Consider the following 26499-nt stretch of genomic DNA (forward strand, 5'->3'; position numbering starts at 1 on the left):
GGGATTTTGCTATTTCTTTTTTGCATAATCAAAAACCAATTGACAAAAAGCTTTTACGCCTACATCTAGCATGCTATCATCAATGTAAAAATCCGGCGTATGGTGTGGTGCTGCTTTCTTTTCATCCATTCCCTTGGGCATGCCGCCTAAGAAGAAAAAGATTGAAGGGACTTTCGCTGCGAAGAAAGAAAAATCTTCAGCGCCGGTTGTCCATTCAGTTTCAAAGACATGGCCTTTACCAGCTGCAGCTTCCAACGAAGGTACCATGCGACTCATCAATTGAGGATCATTGAATGTTACCAAGGTTTTGGTATCAATACTAACTTCTGCGCTAGCGCCGGAAGCTTCTGCGATTTTGGTTGCAACCTGACGGATTTTTTCATGCACATCTTTCTGCATGGCATTATCCAGCGTACGAATGGTGCCGGCCATGGTCAGTTCTTCTGGAATGATGTTTTCACGGATACCACTGTTGATACGGCCCACTGAAATCACTACAGGCGCTTTGGTAAGATTACTCATGCGACTTACAATGGTTTGTAAGCCTTCAATGATTTGTGCACTTACAACAATCGGGTCAATACCACCCCAAGGCTGTGAACCATGCGATTGTTTGCCTTTCACCTTTATTTGAAACCAATCGCTGCTGGCCATAGTAGCTCCTGGCTTATACTTGATTTTACCAATTTCTGTTTGTGCATTGATATGCAAGCCAAACATGGCTTCCACTTTTGGATTGTCTAAAACACCTTCTTTAATCATTACAGGTGCGCCACCTTCTTCACCTGCGGGAGGACCTTCTTCTGCAGGTTGAAACACAAATACAACTGTACCGGGTAGTTCCTTCTGCAGTTTACTCAAAACTTCGGCAGTGCCAAGCAAAATGGATACATGTGAATCATGTCCACAAGCATGCATAACGCCGGTTTTCTGTCCGTTAAACTCAGTCACCACTTTCGATGCGAATGGAATATTCACTCTTTCAGTTACTGGCAATGCATCGATGTCGGCTCGTAGTGCCACAACTGGCCCGGGCTTGCCACCTTTCAATACGCCCACAACTCCAGTTTTAGCTACACCTGACTTCACTTCAATATTGCCAAAGCTGCGCAACTTTTCTGCAATGAATTGTCCGGTTTTAACTTCTCTGTTGGATAGCTCAGGATTTTCATGAATATACCTGCGCCATTCAACTACGCGTGGTGTTACTGACTTTACCAAGCTTTCATAATTGGCCGGCATTTGTGCTTGTGCAATTGTGCATGCGCAAACACCAGCTGCTGCAAATAACCATTTTCTCATGTATATATGTTTTGTTGGGGTTACTGTTTGATAAACGTATAGGCATCGTATTCCACAAAATCATTGGCACGTATATCAATGCTGAATACGCGCTGTTCTTTCAAAACAAACTTTGTAGTAAAAATGCCGTACTCAATATTGTTATAGCGCAACAGCCACTCATCTTTATCCAACGCTTCCAATGTTGCATTCAGGTTGGGATGTGTTTTGAATTGGATGAATAGCTTATTGTCTTGCTTGCTGATGGCGATTTGTCCGTATAATTCATGCTGATACACACCGGTATAAGCATCTAAAGGCAGGGCAGGAGTAGCTTTACCCAATCTTGCTTTCCATCCATTGATTTCATTGACCTGATCAGCCATGGCTCGATTGAATCCTGCTAATTGTTGTTGGCTTCTGTTCACATAAGGTACACCTAGATAAGCATCCAAAACCTGATAACGCAGTAGCTCGAAGAAATTCTGATTATCGTTATTGGTGAGGATTGCAATGCCCAGGTTTTCTTCCGGCACAAAGCAAACATTGCTTACCATACCTGCTGCACCACCTGTGTGCCAGTATACTTGTCGGCCATTATAATCTGCCACATTCAAACCCAGACCATAGCCACGAAAATGGATGGGAAACACAGACGATTTTCTGCTGGAAGTAATGATTCCTACATCTCTGGTTTTCTGAATACTTGCCCAGGGTAGAATTCTTTTACCATTGATTCTGCCACTGTCTAATTGAACCTGCAACCATTTAGCTAAGTCACTAACTGAACTAACAATACTTGCAGCTGGCCCAAGGTTATCCCAGCGATCATAGGGTACGGGCTGTAATGTGTTGGTGAATGAAGTGGTATAAGGTGTGGCAATATTTTTTTGTCTTTGCTCAATACCGTTTGAGCTGATAAACGTATTGGTCATGCCTGCAGGCAATGTGATGCTGTCGCGAACAAAATCAAACCATGATCTGCCTGTAACCGCTTGTACAACAGACCCCGCAGTAAGGTAACAACTGTTGCAATAACCATAATCCTGTCTGAATACTTGTGATGTTTTCAGGTAACGCATGCGTTGCATGATTTCTCCGCTACTAAGATTGGTATTCCAGAAAGTAAAATCGCCCTGGAATGTTTTGGTGCCAATTCTGTGGAGCAGCATATCACGAATGCTCACGAGCTTTGTGGCAGTTGCATCATACAGCTGATAATCCGGAAAGTATTTAGTAATGGGGTCATTCAATGATAAGCGTTTCAATGTTTCCAAATGTGCCAAAGCAGTACCGGTAAATAGTTTGCTATTGCTGGCAATAAAGAAAAGTGTTTGAGGATCTACCGGATCTTTTTTGTTGATATTCTTCACGCCATATCCCTTCAATACTACAGTTTTACCATCTTTCACAATCACAATTGACAATCCAGGTACCTGCCAATCGGTTAAGCCTTTTTGAATATAGGCATCCAAACTGTCTTTGATAAAACTGGGCTGTGCTGATGCAAGCAGGGTGGTGAAAATAAATAAAAGCAATAGCGTACGGCGCATAACAATAATTGAATGCCCAATTTAACTATTTCAGCAGGTATAAAAAACAAGGGGACACAGTTATCTGTCCCCAAATATGATTCGTTAAATAAGCTTTATCTGTATTCGCCGAATTCCTTGCGCAGGGTATCTGCAATTTCACCCAAAGTACAGTAGTTTTCTACGGCCTCAATCACCACAGGCATCAGGTTACTACCATCTTTTGCGACTTTGCTGATGGCATCCAGGCAAGCTTGGGCTTTGGTGGCATCCCGCTTCGCACGTAGTGCAGCAAGCTTATCGGATTGTACTTTTCGGATGCTGTCGTCAATTTTGAGCAAAGGCGTATCATTATGCTCTTCTACCTGGAACTTATTTACGCCAACAATGATTTTCTCTTTGTTTTCAATCTGACGTTGGTAATCATAAGCACTACGGGCAATCTCATCCTGAATAAAGCCTTGCTCAATGGCGGTAACACTGCCGCCCATCGCATCAATTTTGGCAATCAATTCCCAGGCTTTGGCTTCCACTTCATCTGTCAGGCTTTCTACAAAATAGCTGCCGGCCAATGGATCCACGGTATCAACTACACCACTCTCATAGGCAACAATCTGTTGTGTACGCAGGGCAATACGTGCTGCTACTTCGGTAGGTAAGCTCAAGGCTTCATCATAACCATTGGTGTGCAGACTTTGCGTGCCGCCCAACACAGCCGCCATGGTTTGAATGGTCACACGAGCAATATTGTTCAGTGGTTGTTGCGCAGTTAGTGTTGAACCGCCAGTTTGTGTATGGAAACGCAGCATCATGGCTTTAGGATCTGTGGCGCCTAGGTCTTTCATCATCTTGGCCCACATTCTTCTGGCTGCGCGGAACTTGGCCACTTCTTCAAAGAAATTATTGTGCCCATTGAAGAAGAAGGAAAGGCGCTTTCCGAATACATTGATATCAAGTCCTTTGGCAATAGCTGCTTCTACATATGCTTTACCATTGCTGAGTGTGAATGCAATTTCCTGTACTGCAGTACTCCCTGCTTCGCGGATATGGTAGCCTGAGATGGAAATGGTATTCCACTTGGGTAATTCCTTGCTGCACCATTCAAAGATATCAGTGATGATGCGCATAGATGGTTTAGGTGGATAGATATACGTGCCTCTGGCAGCATATTCCTTCAGAATATCATTCTGGATTGTACCGGCAATCTTTTTTAGGTCTGCACCTTGTTGCTTCGCCAATGCTACATAAAATGCCAATAGGATAAAGCCAGTTGCATTGATGGTCATGGATGTGGAGACTTCTTCCAGCTTAATGCCTTGAAAGAGAATTTTCATATCCTCAATACTATCAATGGCAACTCCCACTTTACCCACTTCGCCTTCAGCAAGTGCATGGTCACTGTCGTAACCAATTTGTGTAGGCAGATCAAACGCTACGCTTAAGCCCATTACTCCCTGACTGAGCAGGTAATGATAGCGCTTATTGCTTTCTTCAGCGGTGGAGAAACCGGCGTACTGGCGCATTGTCCAGAGTTTACCGCGATACATATCTGGCTGAATGCCGCGTGTATAAGGGAATTCACCTGGTAAAGCTGATGACTGGGCTGCTTGATCTGCTGCAGTGTATACCTGCTTCACTTCAATGCCGCTATCGGTAAAGATTTGTTTATCGTTCATATGGATTGAATCAAGAGCTTAAAATTACGAAGGATACTGCGCTGCTTTTATGATATTCCTCAAGCTTAGAGGATTTTTCTGGCTTCAATGCTAAGTACTTCACTCACCATTTCATGCAAATTGCCTTTGGCATCATTCATGAGATAATTCAGAATGAGTCTGCTCAGCTCGCCTGAGCTAGCCTCAGGTGATAGGGTGGCTGCCAGTTGATTGATGATAAGCAGGTTTTGTTCTTTTAGCTGTTTGATGGCTGTCCAGGCATCTGCACTTACATAAATCTGCTGGGTAATATTGTAGTCGAACTCCTCACGAATGGCATGGATCAGGATAAATTGAAATTCTCTCGCCGGAATATCGCCCTGATTCAGTCTGCTAATAAGCTTTGGCAATGCAATACGGTCTGCTAATAAAACAAGGCGCTCATAAGCTTGTAACTGTAGTTGCTGAGAGCCTTCTACTTTTTTGTTATTGGCAATAATTTCCTGTGTCTTAGCCTTTCTTTGCAAATAGATGAGCCATCCTGCGAAACCTGCTACGATTGATGCACTAACCAGTGTCAGCACGACTGTGATATCCATGTAAGGTATTTTCACAAAAATAAGGTCTTAATACACCATTTTCCGTGAAACGAAAGCCAAATCGGTACAAGCAAAAAAGAATACCAATAATTTTGTAGAAATTCAGTGTATGGAAACAATGACTGCTACTCCCGTTCAATTTACAGCAGGTGCTGTAATAGAGATTAAGCGCTTAATGGCAGAAGATGGATTTGACACTACACAGAAACTACGTGTAGGTGTAAAGGGTGGTGGCTGCAGCGGTTTGAGTTATGTCTTGGGTTTTGATCAGCAAACAGAGGAAGATGAGACTTTTGAATTTGAAGGTGTTCCCTGTATCATGAATAAGAGTCATCAACTTTATTTATTTGGGATGGAAATCGATTGGCAAGGTGGCTTGAATAGCCGTGGATTTACTTTTACCAATCCCAATGCCAGCAAGACCTGCGGTTGCGGTACTTCATTTAGTGTTTAATTCAACACACGAATAAAAAAAATCCCTGCATTGCTGCGGGGATTTTTTATTGCATGAAAAAGCCCCGGTTAAGGGGCTTTGTATTTATTTCTTTTCAGCTGATTTACCGAGGGGTCTATTCTTGGCAAAATCCACCAGAATTGGGGCAGCTACAAAAATAGAAGAGTAGGTACCGGTAACCACACCAATCAACATCGCAAAGGCAAAGCCTCTGGTTACTTCACCACCAAAGATGAAGAGGATGAGGATGGTCAGGAATACCGTCAAAGAAGTCATGATGGTACGGCTCAATGTTTCGTTGATCGCACGGTTGATCAATGTTTCTTTGCTCTGGCTTGGATACAATTTGCTGTCTTCACGGATACGGTCGTACACAATCACAGTATCATTCATCGAGAAACCAATTACCGTAAGAATCGCCGCAATGAAATGCTGGTCGATTTCCAATGGGAAAGGCACTACATTTTTCAGGAATGAGAACACTGCAAGCGTTACGAATACGTCGTGCAACAAGGCAACGATTGTACCCAGTGAATATCTCCAATCGCGGAAACGGATGAAGATATACAAGCATATCACCAACAATGAGAAAATAGTTGCAGTTTGTGCACCTGCTTTCAGGTCATCAGAAATGGTTGGTAATACTGTTTGAGAGTATTGCTTATACTTGGTGTCAAACTCTTTATAAGTAAGACCTGCAGGCAGGTGACTCTTCAATCCTTCAAAGAGTTTCTCTTCTACCAGAGAGTCCACGTTATTGCCGCTTTCTTTAATCTTATAAGCAGTAATGATGTTTAACTGGCTGGCGTTATCAACTGTTTTTACAATTGGTGCTTCTTCAAATGCTTTTTTCAGGTCTTCTCTGATTTGATCAGCATTTACAGGCTTATCGAATTTCACAGTATAACTACGACCACCGGAGAATTCAACGCCTTCATCAAATCCATTAAAGAAAGAAGCAACACCCAGTATCAATACAACAACTGAAATACCATAAGCAATCTTTCTGTATTCAATGAACTTGAATGCTGCATGCTTGAAGATACGCTTAGAAATACCGGTGAAATATTCGAAGTGTCTGTTCTTATTGGTGTACCAGTCAGTAATCAGGCGAGATACCATGATACCGCAGAACAACGATAAGAGAATACCCAGGATCTGTGTTGTTGCAAAGCCCAGTACAGGACCCAGACCAAAGTAGAACAGGGTTAATGCCGTTAAGAGGGTAGTAACGTGTGCATCCAATACAGGTGCCAAAGAACGCTTGTAACCATCAGCTACAGCTAATTGATAGCTCTTACCCTTGGTAAGTTCTTCTTTGATACGTTCAAAGATGATTACGTTGGTATCTACCGCCATACCAATGGTGAGTACAAGACCGGCAATACCAGGAGCAGTTAGCGTAAAGCCCAATGCACTTAGTACACCAATGGTGAACAGCAGGTTCAAAATCAAGGCAATATTTGCTACCCAACCACCAGTATTGTAATATACCAGCATCAGGGCGAAGATGACGATGAATGAAATGAGGAATGACATAGAGCCACCCTTAACAGCTTCAGCACCGAGTGTGGCACCAACACCTTGTTCCTGTACAATCTTGGCAGGAGCCGGCAGTTTACCACTCTTCAGAATCTCAGCCAGATCTTGTGCTTCCTTGATTGAATAGCTACCACTAATCTGAGAATTACCTGTTGTAATTGCATCATTTACATTAGGAGCAGAGTAAACGATATTATCCAATACAATGGCAATAGGCTTACCAATATTGCGACCAGTCATCTTGGCCCAAATATTCGCACCTACTTTGTCCATATTCATTTTAATGGCAACGCGACCACGCTCATCATAATCCTGGGCAGCTTCAGTGATATGATCACCTTCTAATTCTGCCTGTCCATTATCCAGCGTTTTGATACCATATAAAGTCAGAATATTTCTTGTTTTTGGATCATCGTCTTCCAGCTTGCCATACATGAACACAAGGTTATTGGGAAACTTGTTCTTCACAATATCCATGCGCAGATAACTGTTCAACAAACCGGTATCGGTTGTTTGTACATAACCCAAAGCAGCGGGGAAATAGACTTTACCCTTATCCTGTGTAGGTTGTGTAAACTGAACCAAACGTGCAATGGGGTTCTGATTGGCTTTGAATTTAGTAGAATCAACAGCAGCTTTAACGTTCTTCGCTACGCTTGACAAAGTAGCAGTCTTACTGGTGTCTGCTTTCTTCGCAGTCGTATCTGCTTTTGCAACAGTAGTGGTATCTACTGCAGCTGTACCATTTAAGTAGTCCTGAACAGCTTTGTCAGCAGCAACAACGGCATTCTGGATATCTCTGTTTTCGAAAGTATATACTTCGAAGAACTGCAGGTTAGCTGTTGACTGTAAGTATTTACGTACGCGTTCACGATCACTGATACCAGCCAATTCAATATTGATGATACCTTTTGCCGGATCGGGATTGATTGTGGGTGAAGCCACACCGAAACGGTCGATACGTGTACGCAGGATACGATAAGTATTATTGAAAGCAGCAGTTGCTTGATCGCGCAGATAGTTGGTCACTTGCGCATCAGTAGCATCAAACTTTACTTTACCATTACTGCGTGCAGCAAATAAAGGTGCCAGTGCAGCAGAAGGATTTGCTTTCTTATATTCTTCTGTAAACAGTGTGATCAGATCTGCACCGCCATTTGCTTTACGCTTTACAGCTTCTTCAACAGCTTTATTGAAAGCAGGATCCTTAGAATAGTTGGCCAAAGAACGAATCAATCCGTCCATACCTACTTCCATAGTCACACTAATACCACCTTGCAAATCCAGACCCAATAAGAGTTCTTTTTCTTTTGCATTACGGTATGTAGTAAGACCAAAAGGACCAATCTTGGTATCCTTGGTGCTATCCTGTAAACGCTTCAGACGATCCTTACGCAGTGCTTCCAAGCTATCTGCATACAGCGCCTGCAGGTCTTTGTTACCGGGATATTTCTGTTCAGCAGAAGGAAGATTCTTTATCCATTTGTCGGCCTTGGCAGCAAGTTCCTTCTCGTGGCTTTTTACGATCCAAGTAAAGGAAAGCTGGTACACGCAGATCAGGATCAAGGCAATCGCAAAAAAGCGCACTAAACCTTTCAGTTGCATACTAGTATTGGTTTACAATTTTTTAGTGAGGGGCAAAGATAGGGGAATGGTAATGAAATTTTGACAGGAAAAAACAAGCCGGGAAACTGGGTTCCCGGCCTATCAATATGGTGATTTTCTGCTTATTGTACGTCCCAGAGCGTCATCTCAAAATAGAGGGGTGAATTGGCCGGAATAAGGTCTGAACCATCTGACTTTTTAACCGGGTTGCAGCCATAACCCAAAGAAGAAGGGATGAGCATTTTAATGGTACCGCCCTTGCGAATCTGCTGTAGACCAATCTGCCAGCCCTGAATCAGGTCTCTCAGAATAAAGCTCGTAGAGCCTGGGTTGGAAGAGCTGTCAAATCCGGTACCATTCAGCAAAGTACCCTTGTAGGTAACGAAAATGCGAGAATTCAGGTTTGGCTGAAGGCCAGAGCCCGGAGCAATAATCTGATATAGCATGCCGGAACTATGCTCTGTATAGGTAATGCCATTGGTGTTGGCAAAACTAACCAGGGCAGATTTCTCACTGGCAGCTGAAACGCCTGTGCAAGAAGTGGTTTCTTCCTTACTACATGAATAAAATACAAAGCTGACCAATGTAAACAGTCCTATTAATGCGAGAAATCCCTTTTTCATATTGTTTGTTCTGATTGTTGTGTGAAATGTTGTTTTTTAATCATGATTTCCTGGTAGAGTTGTTCGTTCATTTCCCATCTGTATCGGCTATAGAAGAAGGATACAAATGCAGCTATTAAAGCCAGTCCAATCAGGAGCACCCATGCATTCATCTTTCCATGCGCTACCATATCAGCCCTTTGGTACCAGCCTGTTTCCAACATCAACACCACACCGGCACCAATCATTAACCCCCAGGAAAAGCCTTTGATCAGCGTTAAAGGATGATTCATGCCTGCAGCTCTGCGTTGCTCCCAAAACACCAAAAAATCTGATTCTGCCTTATTCAGCATGGCGCAAAGGTAATGGTCGGGAAACTGACAGGGCGAAAGCAGTGAATAAAAATTCTTAGCAGAAACTTAAAAAAAGGCTTCAACAAGAGCGAAAGCGGTTATTTTCGTTAGTACCAAATCAAACCTGACCACCGGCATGAATGTGATTAAAAAGCACGGCTTACTGATTTTCTGGATTATTCTTTATGCAGATTGTGCGCTCTTGTACTTCAATAAAACTGCTTATCATCCTTTGGTAAAATCAGCCTTGATACCTGTGCTGATGATTTATTTGTTTACCAACTCTACTAAAACAAGGAATAAGAATTCCCGAAAAATTACCATACTTGCCTTACTCTTTTCTTGGATAGGGGATGTGCTGCTAACCAGAACCGGTGATACTTTCTTCCTGCTGGGTATGGTGAGTTTTCTAACCATGCATGTATTATACATCGTTTACTTTATCAGACTTAGGCCCATCAGGCTCAGCAAATTTGCCGAAGGATTTGTTGCATTGGTGGTTGCAGGCGGCGCTTCCTTTCAAGTGCTCAGCTTCTTAAAGCCTTATTTGGGTGGTTTCTTTTATCCATTTGCAGGCTATGCTGCCGTAATCACTTTAATGGGTGTGGCTGCTACCAATATTTCCGGTAGTAAAACTTTGCGCTCATTGGCAGTTAGCTATTTTATTCCAGCAGCTGCATTATTTATTTTGTCAGATGCAGTGTTGGCATTAGATAAGTTTTACTTTAAGGAACCCTTCTTGCAGATTGTGATTATGATGACTTATGGTTATGCACAATATCTCTTCACCTGCGGATTTGCCAAGCACTTTAAAGCATAAGCTCTCTCTAACTTATTATACAAAGAGAAACCCCGGACTTTTCAGTACCGGGGTTTGTTCTATTTACACAAAGCTGATTAGTAGCCCATACCACCCATATCAGGAGCTGGGTGTGCGTGTGCTGCTTCAGGCTTTGGCTTATCGGCAATTACAGCCTCAGTAGTCAACAGCATACCTGCAATTGATGCAGCATTTTCCAATGCTACACGAGCTACTTTAGTTGGATCGATAACGCCTGCTTTGTACAGGTTCTCATATACTTCAGTTCTTGCGTTGAAACCGAAATCAGCTTTACCTTCTTTCACTTTGTTTACAACTATAGAACCTTCGATACCGCTGTTAGCGCAGATCTGACGGATAGGCTCTTCCAGTGCTCGGCGTACAATAGCCATACCTGTTTGCTCGTCAGCGATCTGACCTTTCACCTTAGCTTCCAATGATTCGATAGCACGGATGAATGCAGTACCACCACCAGGAACGATACCTTCTTCTACAGCAGCGCGAGTTGCATGCAGGGCATCATCAACACGGTCTTTCTTCTCTTTCATTTCTACTTCAGTAGCAGCACCTACATAGAGTACAGCTACACCACCGCTCAGCTTAGCCAGACGCTCCTGGAGCTTTTCGCGATCGTAGTCAGAAGTGGTATTCTCAACCTGCGCTTTGATTTGGTTAACACGTGCAACGATATCAGCTTTCTTGCCTTTACCGCCAACAACAGTTGTGTTGTCCTTATCGATAGTAACAGATGCTGCCTGACCCAGATAAGAGATATCTGCGTTCTCCAGCTTGTAACCTTGCTCTTCGCTGATTACTGTACCTGCAGTGAGGATAGCAATATCAGTCAGCATTTCTTTTCTGCGATCACCGAAGCCTGGTGCTTTTACAGCAGCTACTTTCAGTGTACCACGCAGTTTGTTTACTACCAGTGTTGCCAGTGCTTCACCTTCCAGATCTTCAGCAATGATCAACAATGGACGACCGCTCTGCGCTACTTTCTCCAGGATGTGGAGGATGTCCTTCATAGCGCTGATCTTCTTGTCGTAAATCAGGATGTATGGGTTCTGCAGTTCTGCTTCCATCTTTTCGCTGTTCGTAACGAAGTATGGAGAGATATAACCGCGATCGAATTGCATACCTTCAACAACATCAACTGTTGTATCAGTACCTTTTGCTTCTTCAACAGTGATCACACCTTCTTTGCCCACTTTCGCGAAAGCTTCAGCAATCAACTTACCGATTGTTTCGTCGTTGTTAGCAGAGATGGTAGCCACCTGCTGGATCTTCTTGCTGTCGTTACCTACAGTCTGAGACTGACCTTTCAGGTTTTCTACAACAATAGAAACAGCCTTATCGATACCACGCTTCAGGTCCATTGGGTTTGCACCAGCAGCAACCATTTTCAGACCTTCGCTGATGATTGACTGAGCCAGTACAGTAGCAGTAGTAGTACCATCACCTGCAATGTCTGCAGTTTTAGAAGCTACTTCCTTCACCATTTGCGCACCCATGTTTTCGATAGCGTCTTCCAGTTCGATTTCTTTAGCAACGCTAACACCATCTTTTGTTACGGAAGGGGCACCGAATTTTTTCTCAATAACCACGTTACGGCCTTTAGGACCCAGGGTTACTTTTACTGCATCAGCCAGGGTATCTACACCCTTTTTCATTTTATTTCTTGCTTCGATGTCGAAGAAGATTTGCTTTGCCATAAATATTGATATTTAATATGTTAGAAATTGTAATGAAACTAAAGCTTCAAATTAAACGATGGCGAGGATATCGCTCTCTCTCATGATCAGGTAGTCTAAACCTTCGATCTGCAATTCAGTACCAGAATACTTACCATACAATACTGTGTCACCAACTTTCACGGTTACTGGCTCATCTTTTTTACCAGGGCCGGCTGCAACTACCGTTCCGCGTTGGGGCTTTTCCTTAGCTGTATCAGGGATGATGATACCGCCCTTGGTCTTCTCTTCAGCGGGAGCTGGTTTAACGATCACTCTGTCGTGCAGAGGAGTCACATTCAATTTCTTTGACATACGTAATTGGTTTTAATGAATTTGAATGAATAATTCGACTGCGTATCAGCAATTAGCCTGCCAGTGCTGTTTTGTCGGTCAAATTTTCAGAGGGGCAAAGGAATGGCTTTTATACGAAAGCACCTAAATGTCAATTTTGCACAGAATGGCAGATTCACAAGACTTTAGCGGAAAAAACTGACAGTATCTCGGCCTTGTGATGGGCTATCCTTATCTTCGCAGCCCCAAACAAGTTCTTTAGCATGATCAGTAGACGAAATATCCGGGTAAAAGTGATGCAGTTATTGTACGTTTTAGAAACCCTGGAAGACAATACAGCCATAAAAGATCCGGTAAAAGCCCTTCAGCAGCAGTTCGATAAATCAGAAGCCCTTTTTACATACATTATCTACTTCCTTACTGAAATCTGTCGGTTTGCAGAAACAGATGCCAAAAACCGTGCAGCCAAGAATCTGCCTTCTGCTGCAGATATGAATGTCAATACCAGAATTGCCGGCAATACCGTGCTTTGGCAGATTCTGGAATATGGCAGTTTTCAGCATGCTGTTGAAGTGCATCACGTAGCATCATTGCTCGATAGAGAATTGGTGAAAAAGCTCTACAACGAACTCACCGAAACCAAGGAATACCAATTATACACGGTTGCAGAAAGCAGAGAAAAACCTAAGGAAAGGGATATTTTGAAGTTTATCCTGAATGATATCATGTTTGCATCTGAAATCTGGGAAGCGCATATTGAGGAGCTTTTCAATAACTGGGAAGATGATGGAGAAATGCTGGCACAGATGATTGCCGCATTTATTCAAAAGCCTGATGCATACAACTTGCAGCAAATGCTTGGCAAGGACAAGTGGGAGTTTGGCAAAAACCTGTTGACGACAGTGCGTGAAAAGCAGGAAGTGGCGTTGGATATCATCAAACCCAAATTAAAGAACTGGGATCCTGAGCGTATTGCACAATTAGACATGATCCTGATGCAGATGGGCGTTTGTGAATTCCTGTTTTTTGAAACCATTCCGCCAAAAGTTACCATCAACGAATACATTGATCTGGCCAAGGAATACAGTACGCCACAAAGCGGTCAGTTTGTAAACGGTATTCTGGATAACATCCACAAAGAATTATTAGCTTCGGGCCGCATTCAGAAAAAAGAATTCAAAAAGAAAGCATGATGCGTTCTTTCCTCATTTTATTCAGCGCCGCAACCGTATTCATGTCATGCGGCAACAACGATCAAGTAGCTGCACCGCAACAGCCTGCTGCAGTTGATTCATCAAAACTCACTGCAGTACAGTGGCTAGACTCAACCGTGAACTTTGGTTCCATAGGCATGGGAGAGAAGATAGAGGTGAAGTTCCGGTTTAAAAACATCGGTACACAACCGCTCACCATTCAATCAGTAAAAGCTGGCTGCGGATGTACTGCTCCGGATTACACAAAAGAAGCTGTTCCACCAGGTGGCGAAGGAGAGGTTACTGGTGCTTTCGATAGCAATAAAGTAACAGAAGGAGAAGTGCGTAAAACCATCAGCGTGGTGATGAATACCAAGCCTTATCCCGACCATATTCTTGTATTCTCGGGAACAATAAGAAAAGCGCAATAATGATCATTTAAATACACAAACATGTTCTACACAGTTTTATTAATGGCAGATCCAAAACAAGGTGCGAATCCTACATTTTCTCTGGTGATGATGGGTGCCATCATTGCCGTATTCTGGTTGTTTATGATCCGTCCACAGGCTAAGAAAGCCAAGGAGCAGAAGAAATTTATCGATAACCTGAATAAGGGTGATAAAATCGTAACCATTGCTGGTATTCATGGTACAGTGAACAAGATCAATGAAGATGGTACGCTGAACCTGGAAGTTAGCCCGGGCAGTTATCTGAAAATTGAGAAGAGTGCGATCAGTATGGAGTGGACTGCCGCCATCAATAAAGCAGCTACCGCTGAGAAAAAATAATCTCTTCGGAGAAATCGTAATCCCTGTCAGCAATTTTGCATGGCAGGGATTTTTGTTTGGCGAAATCCCCGAATAAGTTGAATTTACAGCTATGTTGAAAGTGGGTTTAACAGGCGGCATAGGTAGTGGGAAATCTACTGTAGCAAAAATCTTTCAGACATTGGGTATACCTGTGTTTGATGCAGATGCTGTTGCCAAATCCATCATGCACACCAATACCTCAGTAAAAGCTGGAGTTATTGAAGCATTTGGAGAAGCAGCGTATCGGGATGGTGAACTGAACCGAAAATTTATTGCGGATATCGTTTTTAAAGATCCTTTTCAATTAGAGATACTCAACAGTATTGTACACCCAGCTACCATGCAAGCTGCGGAGGAATGGTTTCAGCAGCAAGAGGCCCCATATGTGATAAAAGAAGCTGCTTTATTGTTTGAAGCTGGCTCTGCAGCCGGACTTGATTTAATTATTGGTGTAACTGCACCACAACATGTGCGCATACATCGGGTGATGCAACGCGATGGCGTTGGCAGGCAAGAAGTATTAACCAGAATGGGGCGGCAAATTGAAGACACCATTAAAATGCGGTTATGCGATGTGGTTATCAAAAATGATGGTGTTCAGGCCTTATTACCACAGGTATTAGCCCTCCATGAAGACTTGTTAAAACATTCCAGGCAATGATTGCGCAAACACCTGCCCCCCCGTATTATGCAGTAATTTTTACGTCTATTCGTTCTGATTTAGAACAGGACTATTCAGCTACTGCAATTCGTATGGTTGAATTGGCTGAAAACATGCCGGGTTTTTTGGGCCATGAGTCAACCAGAAATGAAATAGGTATTACTGTTTCTTATTGGAAAGATCTGGCTTCTATTCGCTCATGGAAACAACATGCCGAACATCAAATTGCGCAGGAGAGAGGTAAAAAAGAATGGTATATTGCTTATAAAACAAGAATCTGTCTGGTTGAGCGCGATTATGATCAGCATGCTCACTAAGCAATCATCAAACTGCTGCTATGCGTAAATGGGGAAGACGTTTACTGATTACTTTACTGGCTGGTGTAGGGCTTTATTTGCTACTTGTATTTGTATTCATGCCCTTAGGTGCCAGATTGAACAAGCCATATAAGTGGAATAATATTCCTTTTGGTCAGTCCAGAGATTTGGTGCACGATTATCTCGGAACGCCAGACTCTATCGGCAGGCGAGATATTTGGTTTGTTTCCAGAGCCAATGGAAAATACCGTCTGGAAGTCTATTATGATGGGTTAACACGTGCCAACGGTTACCGAATATACTTTGACTACAAGAAAGACATTTTCAGGAATTATTACCTGATTGAATCTTCTGTTGCTACTGAGCAATAGCCTTAGGGTTTGATGAAATATCGACAGGTATGATTCACATAAGTCAGCAATGGGTGAATGCCCTGCTGATCGAAATACTCGTGTACTGCTTTTCTGCAACCAATATTATAGCCATAATCATCAATGATGACAATGCCTTTTGGCGAAACCAAGGGATACAAATGCTCCAAACATACTTTGGTACTCTCATACCAATCGCCATCTAAACGCAGAATAGCAATAGGGCCAATACTGCCTGCATCAGCCGGAACCGTATCCTGAAACCAGCCTTTGTGGTAATGCAATTGGTCTGCAGGATAACCGATTGTGTTTTCCAATAATGCTTTATTGATTTCCAATGCACCCGGACCGCCCCATTCATCATAGATGCCCTTTAATGCTGTGAGGGGCTCTTTGCCACTGGCTTTTACTTTACTTAATTCCAATGTCTCCTTTACAATTGTTGCATCATCGTGGGTTTCGTCTGCCTGACAAATCTCTTCAAACGAATCAAACAAATGCAAGGCCCTTCTCTGTGTTCCATGTTGCAGATTGGCAATGGCCATCATACCCGTTGCGCCGCCTTTCCAGGTACCACACTCTACAAAAGCGCCAGGAATCTGGTTACGCTCGCAATACACCACGTTCTCGTATAAGCTCACCAATGGTTCATAAGTGAGCATGGTATTTTTCTTCACCACCTGCATGGCTTCAAAAGCCTGATCTTCAAACTCCAGACCTAGATTGAGTTTAACGCTAAGGCGACTCTCCAAGAGGGCCGCACCTTTTTTATTGCCATAGGGCAGTTTGCGTACCTCATAACCCAGATTGGCCAACATACCCGTGATCAGCTTTTTCATGCTGCAAATTTGTGGAATTCAGGAAGAACTCCAGCATTTATCTAAAAGCATCAGTCAATAAAGGCGTCAATCAATGTTGAAAGCGGTTAAAATAAAAGATATTCAGCACTTTATATTTCTATTTGACAGGCAATGAATCAAGATAGTTTGCAATAAACGCTAGGAGATTTTTAAAAGCATGTAGAATTGCCGTCATCCAAAATGCAGACTCTTTTCGCCGCTGAAAAATTGTATAGGTTAAGGCTAAAATCCAGCCCATGGGTAGTATTGTTAGAAAATACCAAATACTATAGGAAAGATGCATCAAGGCAAATAAGATAGTGGAACTGAGTATGCCAATGGATTGTTTATGACTTGGTATAAATTTCTGGCAAAGGCTGATGGGCAAGCGCTGACCAACCAAAGTCTCCAATACTGGGGCTAGAATAACTGCCAAAATGAAAATCTCTATCTGGTGCTTATTGGTGAAATCCGGCCCGCCATAAGCTTTGTCTGAAATATCCAGTAAATCAATTGTGATATATGCCGGTATGGAAAATAGGTACGACAGTAGCAAAGCGGTAAACGTAAAAGGAATCGGGTGCATAGCCGACCAATAGCTATAAAACCTACCAATTTTTTGTCTGATATAATGAATAGTTCTGATCATGTAAGTTCAGTGTACTACTTCATAAGCGTTAACTCATATGGTTTGAGTCTAATAGATATCTAAAATAAACCATCAAATCTTTATCCTAAAGTTACTGTTATAGCTAATCGTCATGTCCAATAACTGTCTATCAATGTGCAATTGACAATTGTCAATCAACAATAACCAATATCCTCCGCAAACGTTTCCGCTTAAAGCAAAATAATTCTTGTTCTTTGAATTTGCTGGGCACAGTACATTTAAGCAACGAAAGCTTTCCTATGCAACAAAATAAACTCTTGCTTTGGTCGCTCACAGTTGCCTTGGGCGGACTCCTTTTTGGTTTAGATGTGGCTGTTATCTCTGGTGCGGAACAAACCATACAAGCTTTATGGCAACTTAGTGATGCCATGCATGGGTTGGCCGTATCGATTGCTTTGTATGGAACCGTAGTTGGTGCCATGACGGGCGGCATGATCGCCGATGCCATGGGCAGAAAAAAAAGCCTGAGTTGGGTAGGGGTTTTGTTCTTTGTATCTGCAGTTGGTTCCGCATTGGCGCAAGATGTCTACACTTTCATGTTCTTCCGTTTGATTGGCGGCTTGAGCATTGGTGCTTCATCTGTGATTGCACCGCTCTATATTGCGGAGATTGCGCCTGCTAGTAAGCGCGGCAGATTAGTTGCTTTGTTTCAATTCAATATTGTGTTCGGAATTATGCTGGCCTATGTATCCAATTATTTCTTTGGTGAAATGGGTGGGGCAGACGGCTGGCGCTGGATGTTGGGTATTGTGGGTATTCCTTCTTTGTTGTTTACTGTGCTGACTTTCTTTGTTTCAGAAAGTCCGCGTTGGTTGGCCTTACACAAACAGGACATGCAAGCTGCATTGCTTGTACTACAAAAGATTGATGCTGCATCTGCGCATGAAACGCTTGCATCCATCCAATCGGCACATGAACGTAACCAAGCGAAAACAAAAAGCAAGTTCTTTTCAAAAGCTTATGCCAAACCCATCTTATTGGCATGCTTATTAGCATTTTTCAATCAGGCATCAGGCATCAATGCCATCATTTATTATGCGCCGCGTGTATTTGAGATGGCCGGACTTGGTAAATCTGCTGCGCTTTTATCGAGTACTGGTATAGGTTTGGTGAACCTGATCTTTACGATGTTGGGTTTAAGCTTGATTGACAAAGCGGGTAGAAGAACACTGATGTATATTGGTTCTTTCGGTTACATTGTTTCATTGGGTTTAATTGCGATGGCATTTTATAGAGATGCATTTGATGGGATGACATTCTTTGTTTTTATCTTCATTGCTGCACATGCGATAGGACAAGGCGCTGTGATCTGGGTGTTTGTAGGTGAAATATTTCCCAACGAAGTGCGTGCCAACGGGCAAGCATTTGGTTCATTCATTCACTGGATATTCGCGGCCATCATTGCCAATATTTTTCCCATTATGGCAGGTGCTTTCGGTGGAGGACCTATATTCTTATTCTTTACAGTAATGATGGTACTCCAATTACTCTATGTGCGCTTTATGATGCCAGAAACCAAGGGTGTGGCATTGGAAGATATGGATGTGAGGATACATTGATAAGGCAAAAGTGATAAGTGAAAAGGCAAAAGTCAAAAGGTAAAAGCAAAAAGTATTAAAGTGCCTACTTATCTCAGTTTTTTATATCATTATCATCAGTAGTCTGCTTTTCAGATGCTACTCTTTTAATCTGCATGAAAGGGCTTTTCATCAAGTAAAGAAAAGATTGTTTCTTTTCTCCTTCAAACTCAACTAATCCGTACTTCATCTGCTCAACAGGCATCATCTTAAATGTGCCGAATAGTCTGTCCCAAATGATGAAAATGTCTGCAAAATTTGAATCGGTATAGAACTGTTCCTGCTGATGATGCACTCTATGGTGATCAGGCATTACAAAAACAATTCCAAGTGTATTGTTCAGCCATTTTGGATAGCGTAGATTTGAATGCTCCAGGAAAAGAAAAATATAAATGATGAAATAGTATACAACCATTGAATTCACATCTGTTCCAAATAAGCCGGCTGTCACAATATTTCCCGTCTGATAGATAAGTACTAACTCAAGTGGATGAAACCGAAGTGTGGTTGAAGAATCCATCGTGGTATCACTATGATGTACTCTGTGCAGGCGCCATAAAAGTGGCACTTTGTGTGATGCTCGATGAACCCAATAGGTGGTAAAGTCATACAAAACAACACCCAAAACCAGCTTTGCCCAAAATGGAAATTCTACAAAATAGAATAGCCCAATTTGTTGTGTATTTAACCATTCGATAGAGTAGACCTGAATAGCAACAAAAAATATGTTTAAGCCTGTCAGTACAATTTGAAAAAGACTATTTTCTAGTAAATGTTTTCCTCTTTGTTTAAAACGAAAAGGCGTGGTGGAAACCTGCTCCAACGTGAAGAAAATCACGAGCAACACGATAATCAGATAATTCTGGTTGGTATTCAGAATTGTGTTGAGGATTTCATGCATGGTTGTTTGATGGGTATATTATTTAGTTGAATTGCGACTAACGGCCAGGGCTTGCTGCTGTGCTGGTATTCATTGAACGTCCAGCCCCGAACCGCTGATGATTGAAAATATGAAGATGAAGTTAACAACAAAAAGCTAAATAGAATTACGTCGGCTGGAACTGCTGCTGATAGCGAACAAAAAGATGAGAATATATTCGTCAGCCAGCATAGCAGCAAACCCCCTGTTAGCTGCATACCCTTCTCTGTCAGCAACAAGATTTGCCCAATTGAATAGGCGGACACTTTACTGTTCCGTAACTGCAATAAACACAACAGTCGCCTTCTTTTGGTTTAAGTCGTGTCTTACAATTTGAACACTCATAAAAATACTGACAAGCATCTGTTGGCATTGTTTCTTCTTGTCTGTGTCCACAAACGGGGCAAGTAATAACAGATTGAAGTATGATAGTTTTTTCCATTAGTTGTTGATTACAGATTGAGAAGTTACTTTATAACCAGTTTTATTAATGACAGATACAAGGCTATCAACGGAAGTTTTACTGTTGTCAAACTTTACAAGGCTGTTGCCCTTTTCGTAAGAAGTATTGAACTCAATCACTCCCGATGTTTTTGAAAGTTCGCTATTTATATGTTCTGTGCAGCCTTCGCAGGTCATACCTTTTATTTTAAATTCTGCTGTCTGTATGTTGCTTTTGTCAACAATAATAACCTTTGCTTCCTGTGGCTTTGGATAAAATACTTTTGCATAGTAAGGAAATGCAATTACCAGTCCTGCAAGCACTGTAACGATTGCTAAAAATGATTTTGATTGCCAAAATGATTTTTTGTTGTCTGCTTCACAGTCGCAGTCAACTTGTTTTTTTGGTTTTAATTTTTGATACCACGCAAACGCAAAAACGGCAACAGTCAAACCGATTAAATATGGACGAAAAGGTTCAATCCACGAAAACGAGGAAGCAAGTCCACTTGCACCACCTAAGAAAGCTAAAACTGGTGTTATGCAACAAAGCGAAGCAGCAACTGCTGCCAACAGACCTGCAACCCAACCTTTACTATTTTTTGTTTTCGTTGTCATACTGTCGCCAAATTTTGTTGATTAATAATTTTAAAAAACGGTCTTAAAGTTTTTAAATGTTCGCTGCGTAAAGAATAGAAAATAGTTTGCCCTACTTTTCTGGCTTCAATGATGTTTCCGTCTTTTAGTTTGCGTAGATGTTGCGATATAGCTGGAATGCTCATTCCTAAAATGTCGCTTAGGTCGCAAGGGCAAAGTTCATTTTCTTCTTCAAGTAGAAACATTATTTTTAGCCGCACTTCGTTACCTGCCAAAGCAAGAACCTGCCCCAACTGTAAAAATGATTTTGAGTTAGCCTTTAACTTTTCTCGGCAACTTTTAATTTGTTCTATGTCTGCCTGTAACCTTATGCAAGTGTCGTTTGCCATTGTCAAATTTGTTTGTCGGGGTCAAAAGTAGTGAAGATTACTTATTTAAGCAAATACTTAAATACAAAATTGTCGGCAAGGTTACAAAGCTGTTTTGAAGTGTCGCAAAAAAAATGTCCAATTAATAAACGGGAAGTGTCCAACAGGGTTGCAGCTAACACATAAATATACGCAATAAGATTTCCTGAATTAATCGATATTACAAAAAATCATTATTGAAAATCAATCAATTGCTATTATACTTTTTGTATTATAATTACGCCAATACAAATCGCGTAGATATTGCTAAACGCTTATAATCGTTTAATACACGGTTATTTGTAGCCGAAAGGCTCACCAAATTTTCGAGCAGCAATGGCTTATGCAGTAAGGGCCAGCAAGAGATCACTATAAGATTGTTCCACAAATTGCGCTGGCTGAATCTTGAAGAAATCAATATAGTAGTCGCACTGTTCTTGTAAACCTGCTTTGGTATGGCTATCATCTTGGGCAATGGCTTCTACTTCTATGAAATGACCTAATCCTGCTACTATGTCAAAATGAAATTTCACATTGTCGATAAAGTAAATCTTGCGCTCTTTATCAACTACTACTTTAACACCCAGTTGCTTTGTCAGTATCGCTTTTAATGCAGGGTGGGGCACATGGTTGTATAAAGTAACGGTAGAAGATTTGGCACCGGCATAATCAGCACGTTCATATTGTATTAATGCATTTTCAATATTGCCTTCGCGTAGCTTTAAACGGCCATGTGTGGCATTAAAATAGGTATCTATCTGGTGATCCAGTCCGCGAAATTCCGGTTGTAGCTTTTTCAATTGGTTTTCATAAGGCTCTATGTCCTCAACCTTTGCTTTGAATTCGATATTCAGGTGTGGCATATTTAAAATGGTCTTTCTGGTGCAGCCGGCCAGGCACCGGCAAAAGGAATGATGCTGCCGGTATGAAAGCAACCCTGCATATTGGCCAGATACAGAATCAGTTCACCCAGTTCTTCGGGCTTGCCCAATCGCCCAACAGGCACTACCTGTTCAATAAAGTTTCTGCCAACAGGGTCATCTACAAACTTCGCCTTGGGAAAATAGGCTTCGCTATACAAGTAATTGGGGCCAATGGCATTCACAGGTATTCCAAATGGCGCCAGTTCAATACTCAATGATTTTACCAAGGCATTGGCTGCTGCACGGGCTGCATCGGGTATGGCACCACCCAATAAAGGCAGTTCTGTTCTGCAAGAAGTGATGAAAACAATGTTGGCCTTGTTTTGTGCTTTTAGTTTGGGTAGAATGGCTTGCATCAGTCTGTAAGGATATACCACCACAGCTTCTAATGTGGCACGCAAAGCATCCACATCACCTTCCGCAACAGGGGTATGCACAGCAGGATAGGCATCGTTGCTAATGAGCACACGAATATCGCCCAGGGTTTCTATTGCAGCTTTTGCTAAGGCTATAGGATCCTGAATGGCCGTACACAATACACCCGGAAATTTTGTTGCAAAGTTATTCGCTGATGATTGATGCGCAAAGCTGGTATCCTGCGCCAATACCTTATAGCCATCTGCCAGTAACGCTTGTACAGCTGGTTCGCCCGCATATTGCGTGGCATTGGTGACTAAAGCTGTTTTACTCATTTTCGTTTGGTTTTTGTAGTGGTATCCAAACCTTCTTTTTTGCGCAGTTCCATTAGCCAGTCCTGCCCAAAACTTAGTTTTTTAGCCAATGGGGCATTGGGCGAAATGGCTCTCCAGAAAGGCGTGATGTTGCGGAGGCTGTTTTGCTGTTGGTATTGTTCATAAGCAGCTTCAGCTACCATACGCAGAAAAATGCCTGTTGTAACGGGACAAGTATATTCCGCACCATATTCCAATGCTAGGTCTTTGCGTAGGGTAGTAGTATCCACAGACACACCCTTGGGTACTTGTTTTAGGTAAGCCGCAATGAGCTGCGGTGTGGCAATGAGCATATTTGCATTCGCTGGTATATCTGCAAATGCTTTATCGATTTTTTTGATTTCAGGCTGTCTTGCCGTTTGCAATTTTTCTGTCCAGGTTTTAGGCATAGCTATTCATTTTCTTTTCTGGCAAATGCGATGGTAGTTACATCAATTAACTCTAGCGAAATCACCATATCCTTAACAGTTGCTTTATATTCTTTGAAATGTTTTGTTTGAATATGCTTTTGGTAAGAAAGTGTATCAGCATACACTTCCAGAATAGTGATACGCGTTGGATTATTTTTTTCAGCTACAGCATGATAGGAGCGTACGCCAGGTTCAAGTTTTATTGCTGCCTGCATCTGCTTTTTCAATGCCTTTTCATAAGCAGTTAATTTGTTGGCATCTACTTGAATTTTTGCAATACGCACCATTGGAGCGCCCTGCGATTTTGCTTTTGATTGAATAAAAAGCAACATGAAAAAAATCAATAAGTATTTCTGCATCGTGTTATGCGTTGATGGTATAAAATTAGTCCCAAACATATTTCCAACTGCCATCGGTCTGTTTTTTCCAAACAGTGTGGAATACACCTTTGTATTCGGTGAAACCACTGTCCTTACCGGGTATGCGCCAGAGATATTTTCCATAGCTATAGCCCATGCTGCCATCAGTGGAAACATCCACAAAATCTGGCGACCAGCTGACAGTTGTGCCTGCCTGTGTATTGGCATAATAAGCCTGAATAGCGGCGGGGCCATGAATTAGGGTATCGTTTTCACGTTTAATGACAGCACCGGAATCAGCGAAGACAAAAAAGGCCCTGGCAATGCCGGAATCTTTAGCCATTTGTGCAAAAGCGCTTTCGGCATCAGCAACAGCTTGTTTGGCTGATTCAGGAGGGGTGCTTGGTTGGCAAGCAAAAAAGCAGCTAATGCAAAAGCTAACTTTAATCAGTGTTTGTCGTGGTTTCATGATAAATAAGTTGTGTCATTTAAGTTAGGAAAAACTGCTTGGCTAAACTGAAATAATCCATATGCATTATTGACAAGGATTACTATAAACAGCAATATTGTTGCCAAAACCATCTACATGAAAAAGCTATTCCTGAAATGCTGTTTGTTTACCTTATTGATATTTGCCTCCTACAAAAGCAACGCCCAACAACTGCTTTTGGCTGCTGAAGCTGATGTTTGGGGAGAACCTCAGAAAATAAATTTAACTGGTGGTGGTACCATTCAATTAAGAACAAAATTTCTAAAGCACTATGGCACTACCTGTGTGTTTGAAGTAGAATTCACCAATGTGGGAACAAAGCCTGTTAAAGAAACTTGTCAGATGGTCAGTAATAATTCTAGTGGCATGTATACCCATTGGGCAAGTGATATACGATTAGCCCCTGGAGAAGTTGCAGTCTATCAAATGGAAAAAAGAGAATGCAAAATCAATATGAAGAAAAGTAAGCAGAAAGATATTGCTAAATGTGCAGCCTGTGCGCCTGCCATGTACTTCTTGAAGAAATAATCAGGATGTAGTCATACAAGTCATGTCTCGATAAGTATAGCGATGAATACCTGTCGCATTAGCTAATACAACTTTTATCATGGCTTTTGCTACAATAGATGCTTTAATAGGTTTGTATTGTGTGGGCATCAAGAAGGATATAAGTGGCATGATGGCTTGACCAATCTTTTCACCCAAGCGGAATTCTTTTCTGGCGCCAAGCAGGAGAGAGGGTTGAAATATGCCAAGAAAAGGGATTGGCATATTACTAATGGTATCTTCAACTTCACCTTTTAATCTCAGGTAGAAATTAGGGCTTTGGCTATTCGCGCCAACTGAAGATACCAATACTAATTTGGGTATGCTATTTACTATACAAGCTTTTGCAATAGCGATAGAAATAGCATAATCAACATTCCGATAGGCTATGGTATTCCCTTTTACTTTGCTTCTTGTGGTACCGATGGCGACAAATACGCCATCACTTCCTGCAAGTGCTTGATTGATGGCTTGCTGATCTGTAAAATCAACAATACATTCTTTTGCACGAGTATTTGTGATACCCAATGGGCGACGAAGCACTAGGTTGATCTCAGCATCAGTTGTGTCCAGCAGTTCTTGTAGAATCAGGCTGCCGATAAGTCCGCTTGCACCGATGATTGTGTATTGTGCCATAGATATTGGGTTTGATGAATGTAGTTGCTGTTTTAAAGGTAAGTACTGATTTCGGTAGTGCTTGATTGCACTGGTATGATAAATACGCGCAGTTGTATAAGGGTGATTAAATAGTTGTATTTGACAGTATATTTATCTTATGCGTGCACTTATTTTAATGTTATTGTTCAGTTCATGGGTTCAGGCTCAAGATACAGCCGGTTACTATGGATTCAGGTATTTCAAGATTAATTTTCAACAAACACCTGTCGATATACTGGTATGGTCTGAAAAGAATAATGCGGATACGAAAAAACCTATCTTCTTTTTTTGTCAGGGTAGTCTTCCTCAGCCCTTGATAAAAGAAGCTGATCAGGGTATTTATGGTGTATTCCCATTCAATCCGGAAATATTGTCAAAAAAATATCATGTAGTAATCGTAGGAAAGCCGGGGGTACCTGTAAAACAGCCCGTTCAAAAACTGAATCCGCAACTTTGTTATACTGATGTAAACGGGGATTTTCCAGCGCTTTATCGAAAGCACAATTTGCTTTCATATTATGTGCCACGCAATAAAGCGGTCATTGATTTTCTGCTGAAACAACCTTGGACAGCAAAAACTGGCTTGGTTGTGGCCGGGCACTCTGAAGGCAGTACCATTGCTGCACATATGGCAGCGAATGATGCACGTATCCAATCGATCATTTATGCCGGAGGTACGCCTCATGGAAGAATACTGGCAATGATTGCGCAGGCAAGAACTAGGGAAACTGATACTGTTTCATTTGCGACACAAGAATTTGATTATTGGGCGAATATTCATGCTAATCAAATTGAAATGCCAGTGGGGAAGGGAGATAGCTATCAGAATATAAAAGAGTTTTCGGTATCTGTAGTACCCTTGTTGCTGAAAATGAAGAAACCAGTGCTGATTGTATATGGCGGAAAAGATTGGGGTGCACCCTATAATGATTTACTCAGAGCAATGGCTATACAAGACAAGAATCCATGGCTAAGTTTTAAAGACTATCCGGCAATGGAACACAATTTCTTTCCGCTTACGAAAGAGGGCAAGATCGATTACAGCCAGTATAACTGGGATAAAGTGGCAATGGACTGGCTCAATTGGCTGAATCTAAAGCGATGAATAATTG

31 protein-coding genes are annotated in these 26499 nt (G+C 41.9%); 11 read left to right on the forward strand and 20 right to left on the reverse strand.

Annotated features, from left to right (window positions below; all coding sequences use genetic code 11):
* Positions 1–9: 9 nt before the first annotated feature.
* The 4 genes from J0L83_03135 to J0L83_03150 form a co-directional block, all read right to left on the reverse strand.
* Positions 10–1302, reverse strand: a complete 1293-nt coding sequence (locus J0L83_03135; GenBank protein ID MBN8663537.1) for an amidohydrolase — start codon at positions 1300–1302, stop codon at positions 10–12.
* 20 nt (positions 1303–1322) lie between these two features.
* Positions 1323–2834 carry a serine hydrolase gene (locus J0L83_03140; GenBank protein MBN8663538.1) on the reverse strand — a complete coding sequence of 504 codons (1512 nt, stop codon included), beginning with the start codon at positions 2832–2834 and terminating at the stop codon, positions 1323–1325.
* A 95-nt stretch (positions 2835–2929) separates the two neighbouring features.
* Positions 2930–4489, reverse strand: a complete 1560-nt coding sequence (locus tag J0L83_03145; protein ID MBN8663539.1) for a methylmalonyl-CoA mutase — start codon at positions 4487–4489, stop codon at positions 2930–2932.
* A 65-nt stretch (positions 4490–4554) separates the two neighbouring features.
* Positions 4555–5067: a hypothetical protein gene (locus tag J0L83_03150; GenBank protein ID MBN8663540.1), complete on the reverse strand. Its 513-nt coding sequence runs from the start codon at positions 5065–5067 to the stop codon at positions 4555–4557.
* A 109-nt stretch (positions 5068–5176) separates the two neighbouring features.
* Here J0L83_03150 and J0L83_03155 point away from each other — a divergent pair, with 109 nt between their 5' ends.
* Positions 5177–5521, forward strand: a complete 345-nt coding sequence (locus J0L83_03155) for an iron-sulfur cluster assembly accessory protein (protein ID MBN8663541.1) — start codon at positions 5177–5179, stop codon at positions 5519–5521.
* A gap of 84 nt (positions 5522–5605) precedes the next feature.
* On the opposite strand, the gene secDF is transcribed toward J0L83_03155, so the two are convergent.
* The 3 genes from secDF to J0L83_03170 form a co-directional block, all read right to left on the reverse strand.
* The gene (gene secDF, locus J0L83_03160; GenBank protein ID MBN8663542.1) at positions 5606–8668 is read right to left on the reverse strand and encodes a protein translocase subunit SecDF; all 3063 of its coding nucleotides are present in this window, start codon (positions 8666–8668) and stop codon (positions 5606–5608) included.
* A 122-nt stretch (positions 8669–8790) separates the two neighbouring features.
* Entirely contained in the window at positions 8791–9291 is a 501-nt protein-coding gene (locus J0L83_03165; GenBank protein ID MBN8663543.1) for an FKBP-type peptidyl-prolyl cis-trans isomerase, read from the reverse strand.
* Positions 9288–9623 (reverse strand): hypothetical protein, encoded by a 336-nt coding sequence (locus J0L83_03170; GenBank protein ID MBN8663544.1) that lies wholly within the window; start codon positions 9621–9623, stop codon positions 9288–9290. The genes J0L83_03165 and J0L83_03170 overlap by 4 nt, the downstream gene beginning before the upstream one ends.
* 136 nt (positions 9624–9759) lie before the next feature.
* On the opposite strand from J0L83_03170, the gene J0L83_03175 reads away from it, so the two are divergent.
* Entirely contained in the window at positions 9760–10443 is a 684-nt protein-coding gene (locus J0L83_03175) for a lysoplasmalogenase (protein ID MBN8663545.1), read from the forward strand.
* 77 nt (positions 10444–10520) lie between these two features.
* Here J0L83_03175 and groL read toward each other — a convergent pair whose 3' ends face one another.
* Together groL and J0L83_03185 are read right to left on the reverse strand one after the other, a co-directional pair.
* Positions 10521–12155, reverse strand: coding sequence for a chaperonin GroEL (gene groL / locus J0L83_03180; GenBank protein MBN8663546.1), 1635 nt, complete (start codon positions 12153–12155; stop codon positions 10521–10523).
* Positions 12156–12206: 51 nt separating this feature from the next.
* On the reverse strand, positions 12207–12488 hold the full coding sequence (locus J0L83_03185) for a co-chaperone GroES (protein ID MBN8663547.1): 282 nt from the start codon (positions 12486–12488) through the stop codon (positions 12207–12209).
* A gap of 242 nt (positions 12489–12730) precedes the next feature.
* On the opposite strand from J0L83_03185, the gene nusB reads away from it, so the two are divergent.
* The 6 genes from nusB to J0L83_03215 all read left to right on the forward strand — a co-directional run bounded on the left by nusB (position 12731) and on the right by J0L83_03215 (position 15821).
* Entirely contained in the window at positions 12731–13660 is a 930-nt protein-coding gene (gene nusB / locus J0L83_03190) for a transcription antitermination factor NusB (protein ID MBN8663548.1), read from the forward strand.
* Entirely contained in the window at positions 13657–14091 is a 435-nt protein-coding gene (locus tag J0L83_03195; protein ID MBN8663549.1) for a DUF1573 domain-containing protein, read from the forward strand. The genes nusB and J0L83_03195 overlap by 4 nt, the downstream gene beginning before the upstream one ends.
* 21 nt (positions 14092–14112) lie before the next feature.
* On the forward strand, positions 14113–14451 hold the full coding sequence (gene yajC, locus J0L83_03200) for a preprotein translocase subunit YajC (protein MBN8663550.1): 339 nt from the start codon (positions 14113–14115) through the stop codon (positions 14449–14451).
* A gap of 91 nt (positions 14452–14542) precedes the next feature.
* The gene (locus J0L83_03205) at positions 14543–15133 is read left to right on the forward strand and encodes a dephospho-CoA kinase (protein ID MBN8663551.1); all 591 of its coding nucleotides are present in this window, start codon (positions 14543–14545) and stop codon (positions 15131–15133) included.
* Positions 15130–15450 carry an antibiotic biosynthesis monooxygenase gene (locus J0L83_03210; protein ID MBN8663552.1) on the forward strand — a complete coding sequence of 107 codons (321 nt, stop codon included), beginning with the start codon at positions 15130–15132 and terminating at the stop codon, positions 15448–15450. Before J0L83_03205 ends, J0L83_03210 begins: the two co-directional genes overlap by 4 nt.
* 20 nt (positions 15451–15470) lie before the next feature.
* Complete coding sequence (locus J0L83_03215; protein ID MBN8663553.1) at positions 15471–15821, forward strand: hypothetical protein; 351 nt, start codon at positions 15471–15473, stop codon at positions 15819–15821.
* A 2-nt stretch (positions 15822–15823) separates the two neighbouring features.
* Here J0L83_03215 and J0L83_03220 read toward each other — a convergent pair whose 3' ends face one another.
* Together J0L83_03220 and J0L83_03225 are read right to left on the reverse strand one after the other, a co-directional pair.
* Positions 15824–16660 (reverse strand): class I SAM-dependent methyltransferase, encoded by an 837-nt coding sequence (locus J0L83_03220; GenBank protein ID MBN8663554.1) that lies wholly within the window; start codon positions 16658–16660, stop codon positions 15824–15826.
* A 118-nt stretch (positions 16661–16778) separates the two neighbouring features.
* The gene (locus J0L83_03225; GenBank protein MBN8663555.1) at positions 16779–17246 is read right to left on the reverse strand and encodes a CPBP family intramembrane metalloprotease; all 468 of its coding nucleotides are present in this window, start codon (positions 17244–17246) and stop codon (positions 16779–16781) included.
* Positions 17247–17569: 323 nt separating this feature from the next.
* Here J0L83_03225 and J0L83_03230 point away from each other — a divergent pair, with 323 nt between their 5' ends.
* On the forward strand, positions 17570–18889 hold the full coding sequence (locus J0L83_03230) for a sugar porter family MFS transporter (protein MBN8663556.1): 1320 nt from the start codon (positions 17570–17572) through the stop codon (positions 18887–18889).
* A gap of 73 nt (positions 18890–18962) precedes the next feature.
* On the opposite strand, the gene J0L83_03235 is transcribed toward J0L83_03230, so the two are convergent.
* From J0L83_03235 to J0L83_03270, 8 genes are all read right to left on the reverse strand, one after another.
* The gene (locus J0L83_03235) at positions 18963–19808 is read right to left on the reverse strand and encodes a sterol desaturase family protein (protein MBN8663557.1); all 846 of its coding nucleotides are present in this window, start codon (positions 19806–19808) and stop codon (positions 18963–18965) included.
* 459 nt (positions 19809–20267) lie between these two features.
* A complete protein-coding gene (gene merTP / locus J0L83_03240) occupies positions 20268–20885 on the reverse strand; it encodes a mercuric transport protein MerTP (GenBank protein MBN8663558.1) in 618 nt (205 codons plus the stop codon).
* Positions 20882–21253 (reverse strand): helix-turn-helix transcriptional regulator, encoded by a 372-nt coding sequence (locus J0L83_03245; GenBank protein ID MBN8663559.1) that lies wholly within the window; start codon positions 21251–21253, stop codon positions 20882–20884. The genes merTP and J0L83_03245 overlap by 4 nt, the downstream gene beginning before the upstream one ends.
* A gap of 359 nt (positions 21254–21612) precedes the next feature.
* Positions 21613–22134, reverse strand: coding sequence for a class IV adenylate cyclase (locus tag J0L83_03250; GenBank protein MBN8663560.1), 522 nt, complete (start codon positions 22132–22134; stop codon positions 21613–21615).
* 2 nt (positions 22135–22136) lie between these two features.
* Positions 22137–22886, reverse strand: a complete 750-nt coding sequence (locus J0L83_03255) for an SDR family oxidoreductase (GenBank protein MBN8663561.1) — start codon at positions 22884–22886, stop codon at positions 22137–22139.
* A complete protein-coding gene (locus tag J0L83_03260; GenBank protein ID MBN8663562.1) occupies positions 22883–23314 on the reverse strand; it encodes a hypothetical protein in 432 nt (143 codons plus the stop codon). Before J0L83_03260 ends, J0L83_03255 begins: the two co-directional genes overlap by 4 nt.
* Positions 23315–23316: 2 nt before the next feature.
* Entirely contained in the window at positions 23317–23622 is a 306-nt protein-coding gene (locus J0L83_03265; protein ID MBN8663563.1) for an antibiotic biosynthesis monooxygenase, read from the reverse strand.
* Between the two features lie 97 nt (positions 23623–23719).
* Positions 23720–24163 (reverse strand): nuclear transport factor 2 family protein, encoded by a 444-nt coding sequence (locus tag J0L83_03270; protein MBN8663564.1) that lies wholly within the window; start codon positions 24161–24163, stop codon positions 23720–23722.
* A gap of 117 nt (positions 24164–24280) precedes the next feature.
* Here J0L83_03270 and J0L83_03275 point away from each other — a divergent pair, with 117 nt between their 5' ends.
* Positions 24281–24712, forward strand: coding sequence for a hypothetical protein (locus J0L83_03275; protein MBN8663565.1), 432 nt, complete (start codon positions 24281–24283; stop codon positions 24710–24712).
* Here J0L83_03275 and J0L83_03280 read toward each other — a convergent pair whose 3' ends face one another.
* On the reverse strand, positions 24713–25366 hold the full coding sequence (locus J0L83_03280) for an NAD(P)H-binding protein (GenBank protein ID MBN8663566.1): 654 nt from the start codon (positions 25364–25366) through the stop codon (positions 24713–24715).
* A 139-nt stretch (positions 25367–25505) separates the two neighbouring features.
* On the opposite strand from J0L83_03280, the gene J0L83_03285 reads away from it, so the two are divergent.
* Positions 25506–26492: a hypothetical protein gene (locus J0L83_03285; protein ID MBN8663567.1), complete on the forward strand. Its 987-nt coding sequence runs from the start codon at positions 25506–25508 to the stop codon at positions 26490–26492.
* The last annotated feature ends 7 nt before the right edge of the window (positions 26493–26499 follow it).

It is taken from the genome of Chitinophagales bacterium (assembly GCA_017303835.1).
In the GTDB taxonomy this organism is placed as follows: domain Bacteria; phylum Bacteroidota; class Bacteroidia; order Chitinophagales; family Chitinophagaceae; genus JAFLBI01.

What these genes read in the sequence shown, in the direction of transcription:
- J0L83_03135 (MBN8663537.1), bottom strand. Translation starts at nt 1,302, where the DNA reads ATGAGAAAATGGTTATTTGCAGCAGCTGGTGTTTGCGCATGCACAATT.
- J0L83_03140 (MBN8663538.1), bottom strand. Translation starts at nt 2,834, where the DNA reads ATGCGCCGTACGCTATTGCTTTTATTTATTTTCACCACCCTGCTTGCA.
- J0L83_03145 (MBN8663539.1), bottom strand. Translation starts at nt 4,489, where the DNA reads ATGAACGATAAACAAATCTTTACCGATAGCGGCATTGAAGTGAAGCAG.
- J0L83_03150 (MBN8663540.1), bottom strand. Translation starts at nt 5,067, where the DNA reads ATGGATATCACAGTCGTGCTGACACTGGTTAGTGCATCAATCGTAGCA.
- J0L83_03155 (MBN8663541.1), top strand. Translation starts at nt 5,177, where the DNA reads ATGGAAACAATGACTGCTACTCCCGTTCAATTTACAGCAGGTGCTGTA.
- secDF (MBN8663542.1), bottom strand. Translation starts at nt 8,668, where the DNA reads ATGCAACTGAAAGGTTTAGTGCGCTTTTTTGCGATTGCCTTGATCCTG.
- J0L83_03165 (MBN8663543.1), bottom strand. Translation starts at nt 9,291, where the DNA reads ATGAAAAAGGGATTTCTCGCATTAATAGGACTGTTTACATTGGTCAGC.
- J0L83_03170 (MBN8663544.1), bottom strand. Translation starts at nt 9,623, where the DNA reads ATGCTGAATAAGGCAGAATCAGATTTTTTGGTGTTTTGGGAGCAACGC.
- J0L83_03175 (MBN8663545.1), top strand. Translation starts at nt 9,760, where the DNA reads ATGAATGTGATTAAAAAGCACGGCTTACTGATTTTCTGGATTATTCTT.
- groL (MBN8663546.1), bottom strand. Translation starts at nt 12,155, where the DNA reads ATGGCAAAGCAAATCTTCTTCGACATCGAAGCAAGAAATAAAATGAAA.
- J0L83_03185 (MBN8663547.1), bottom strand. Translation starts at nt 12,488, where the DNA reads ATGTCAAAGAAATTGAATGTGACTCCTCTGCACGACAGAGTGATCGTT.
- nusB (MBN8663548.1), top strand. Translation starts at nt 12,731, where the DNA reads ATGATCAGTAGACGAAATATCCGGGTAAAAGTGATGCAGTTATTGTAC.
- J0L83_03195 (MBN8663549.1), top strand. Translation starts at nt 13,657, where the DNA reads ATGATGCGTTCTTTCCTCATTTTATTCAGCGCCGCAACCGTATTCATG.
- yajC (MBN8663550.1), top strand. Translation starts at nt 14,113, where the DNA reads ATGTTCTACACAGTTTTATTAATGGCAGATCCAAAACAAGGTGCGAAT.
- J0L83_03205 (MBN8663551.1), top strand. Translation starts at nt 14,543, where the DNA reads ATGTTGAAAGTGGGTTTAACAGGCGGCATAGGTAGTGGGAAATCTACT.
- J0L83_03210 (MBN8663552.1), top strand. Translation starts at nt 15,130, where the DNA reads ATGATTGCGCAAACACCTGCCCCCCCGTATTATGCAGTAATTTTTACG.
- J0L83_03215 (MBN8663553.1), top strand. Translation starts at nt 15,471, where the DNA reads ATGCGTAAATGGGGAAGACGTTTACTGATTACTTTACTGGCTGGTGTA.
- J0L83_03220 (MBN8663554.1), bottom strand. Translation starts at nt 16,660, where the DNA reads ATGAAAAAGCTGATCACGGGTATGTTGGCCAATCTGGGTTATGAGGTA.
- J0L83_03225 (MBN8663555.1), bottom strand. Translation starts at nt 17,246, where the DNA reads ATGCACCCGATTCCTTTTACGTTTACCGCTTTGCTACTGTCGTACCTA.
- J0L83_03230 (MBN8663556.1), top strand. Translation starts at nt 17,570, where the DNA reads ATGCAACAAAATAAACTCTTGCTTTGGTCGCTCACAGTTGCCTTGGGC.
- J0L83_03235 (MBN8663557.1), bottom strand. Translation starts at nt 19,808, where the DNA reads ATGCATGAAATCCTCAACACAATTCTGAATACCAACCAGAATTATCTG.
- merTP (MBN8663558.1), bottom strand. Translation starts at nt 20,885, where the DNA reads ATGACAACGAAAACAAAAAATAGTAAAGGTTGGGTTGCAGGTCTGTTG.
- J0L83_03245 (MBN8663559.1), bottom strand. Translation starts at nt 21,253, where the DNA reads ATGGCAAACGACACTTGCATAAGGTTACAGGCAGACATAGAACAAATT.
- J0L83_03250 (MBN8663560.1), bottom strand. Translation starts at nt 22,134, where the DNA reads ATGCCACACCTGAATATCGAATTCAAAGCAAAGGTTGAGGACATAGAG.
- J0L83_03255 (MBN8663561.1), bottom strand. Translation starts at nt 22,886, where the DNA reads ATGAGTAAAACAGCTTTAGTCACCAATGCCACGCAATATGCGGGCGAA.
- J0L83_03260 (MBN8663562.1), bottom strand. Translation starts at nt 23,314, where the DNA reads ATGCCTAAAACCTGGACAGAAAAATTGCAAACGGCAAGACAGCCTGAA.
- J0L83_03265 (MBN8663563.1), bottom strand. Translation starts at nt 23,622, where the DNA reads ATGGTGCGTATTGCAAAAATTCAAGTAGATGCCAACAAATTAACTGCT.
- J0L83_03270 (MBN8663564.1), bottom strand. Translation starts at nt 24,163, where the DNA reads ATGAAACCACGACAAACACTGATTAAAGTTAGCTTTTGCATTAGCTGC.
- J0L83_03275 (MBN8663565.1), top strand. Translation starts at nt 24,281, where the DNA reads ATGAAAAAGCTATTCCTGAAATGCTGTTTGTTTACCTTATTGATATTT.
- J0L83_03280 (MBN8663566.1), bottom strand. Translation starts at nt 25,366, where the DNA reads ATGGCACAATACACAATCATCGGTGCAAGCGGACTTATCGGCAGCCTG.
- J0L83_03285 (MBN8663567.1), top strand. Translation starts at nt 25,506, where the DNA reads ATGCGTGCACTTATTTTAATGTTATTGTTCAGTTCATGGGTTCAGGCT.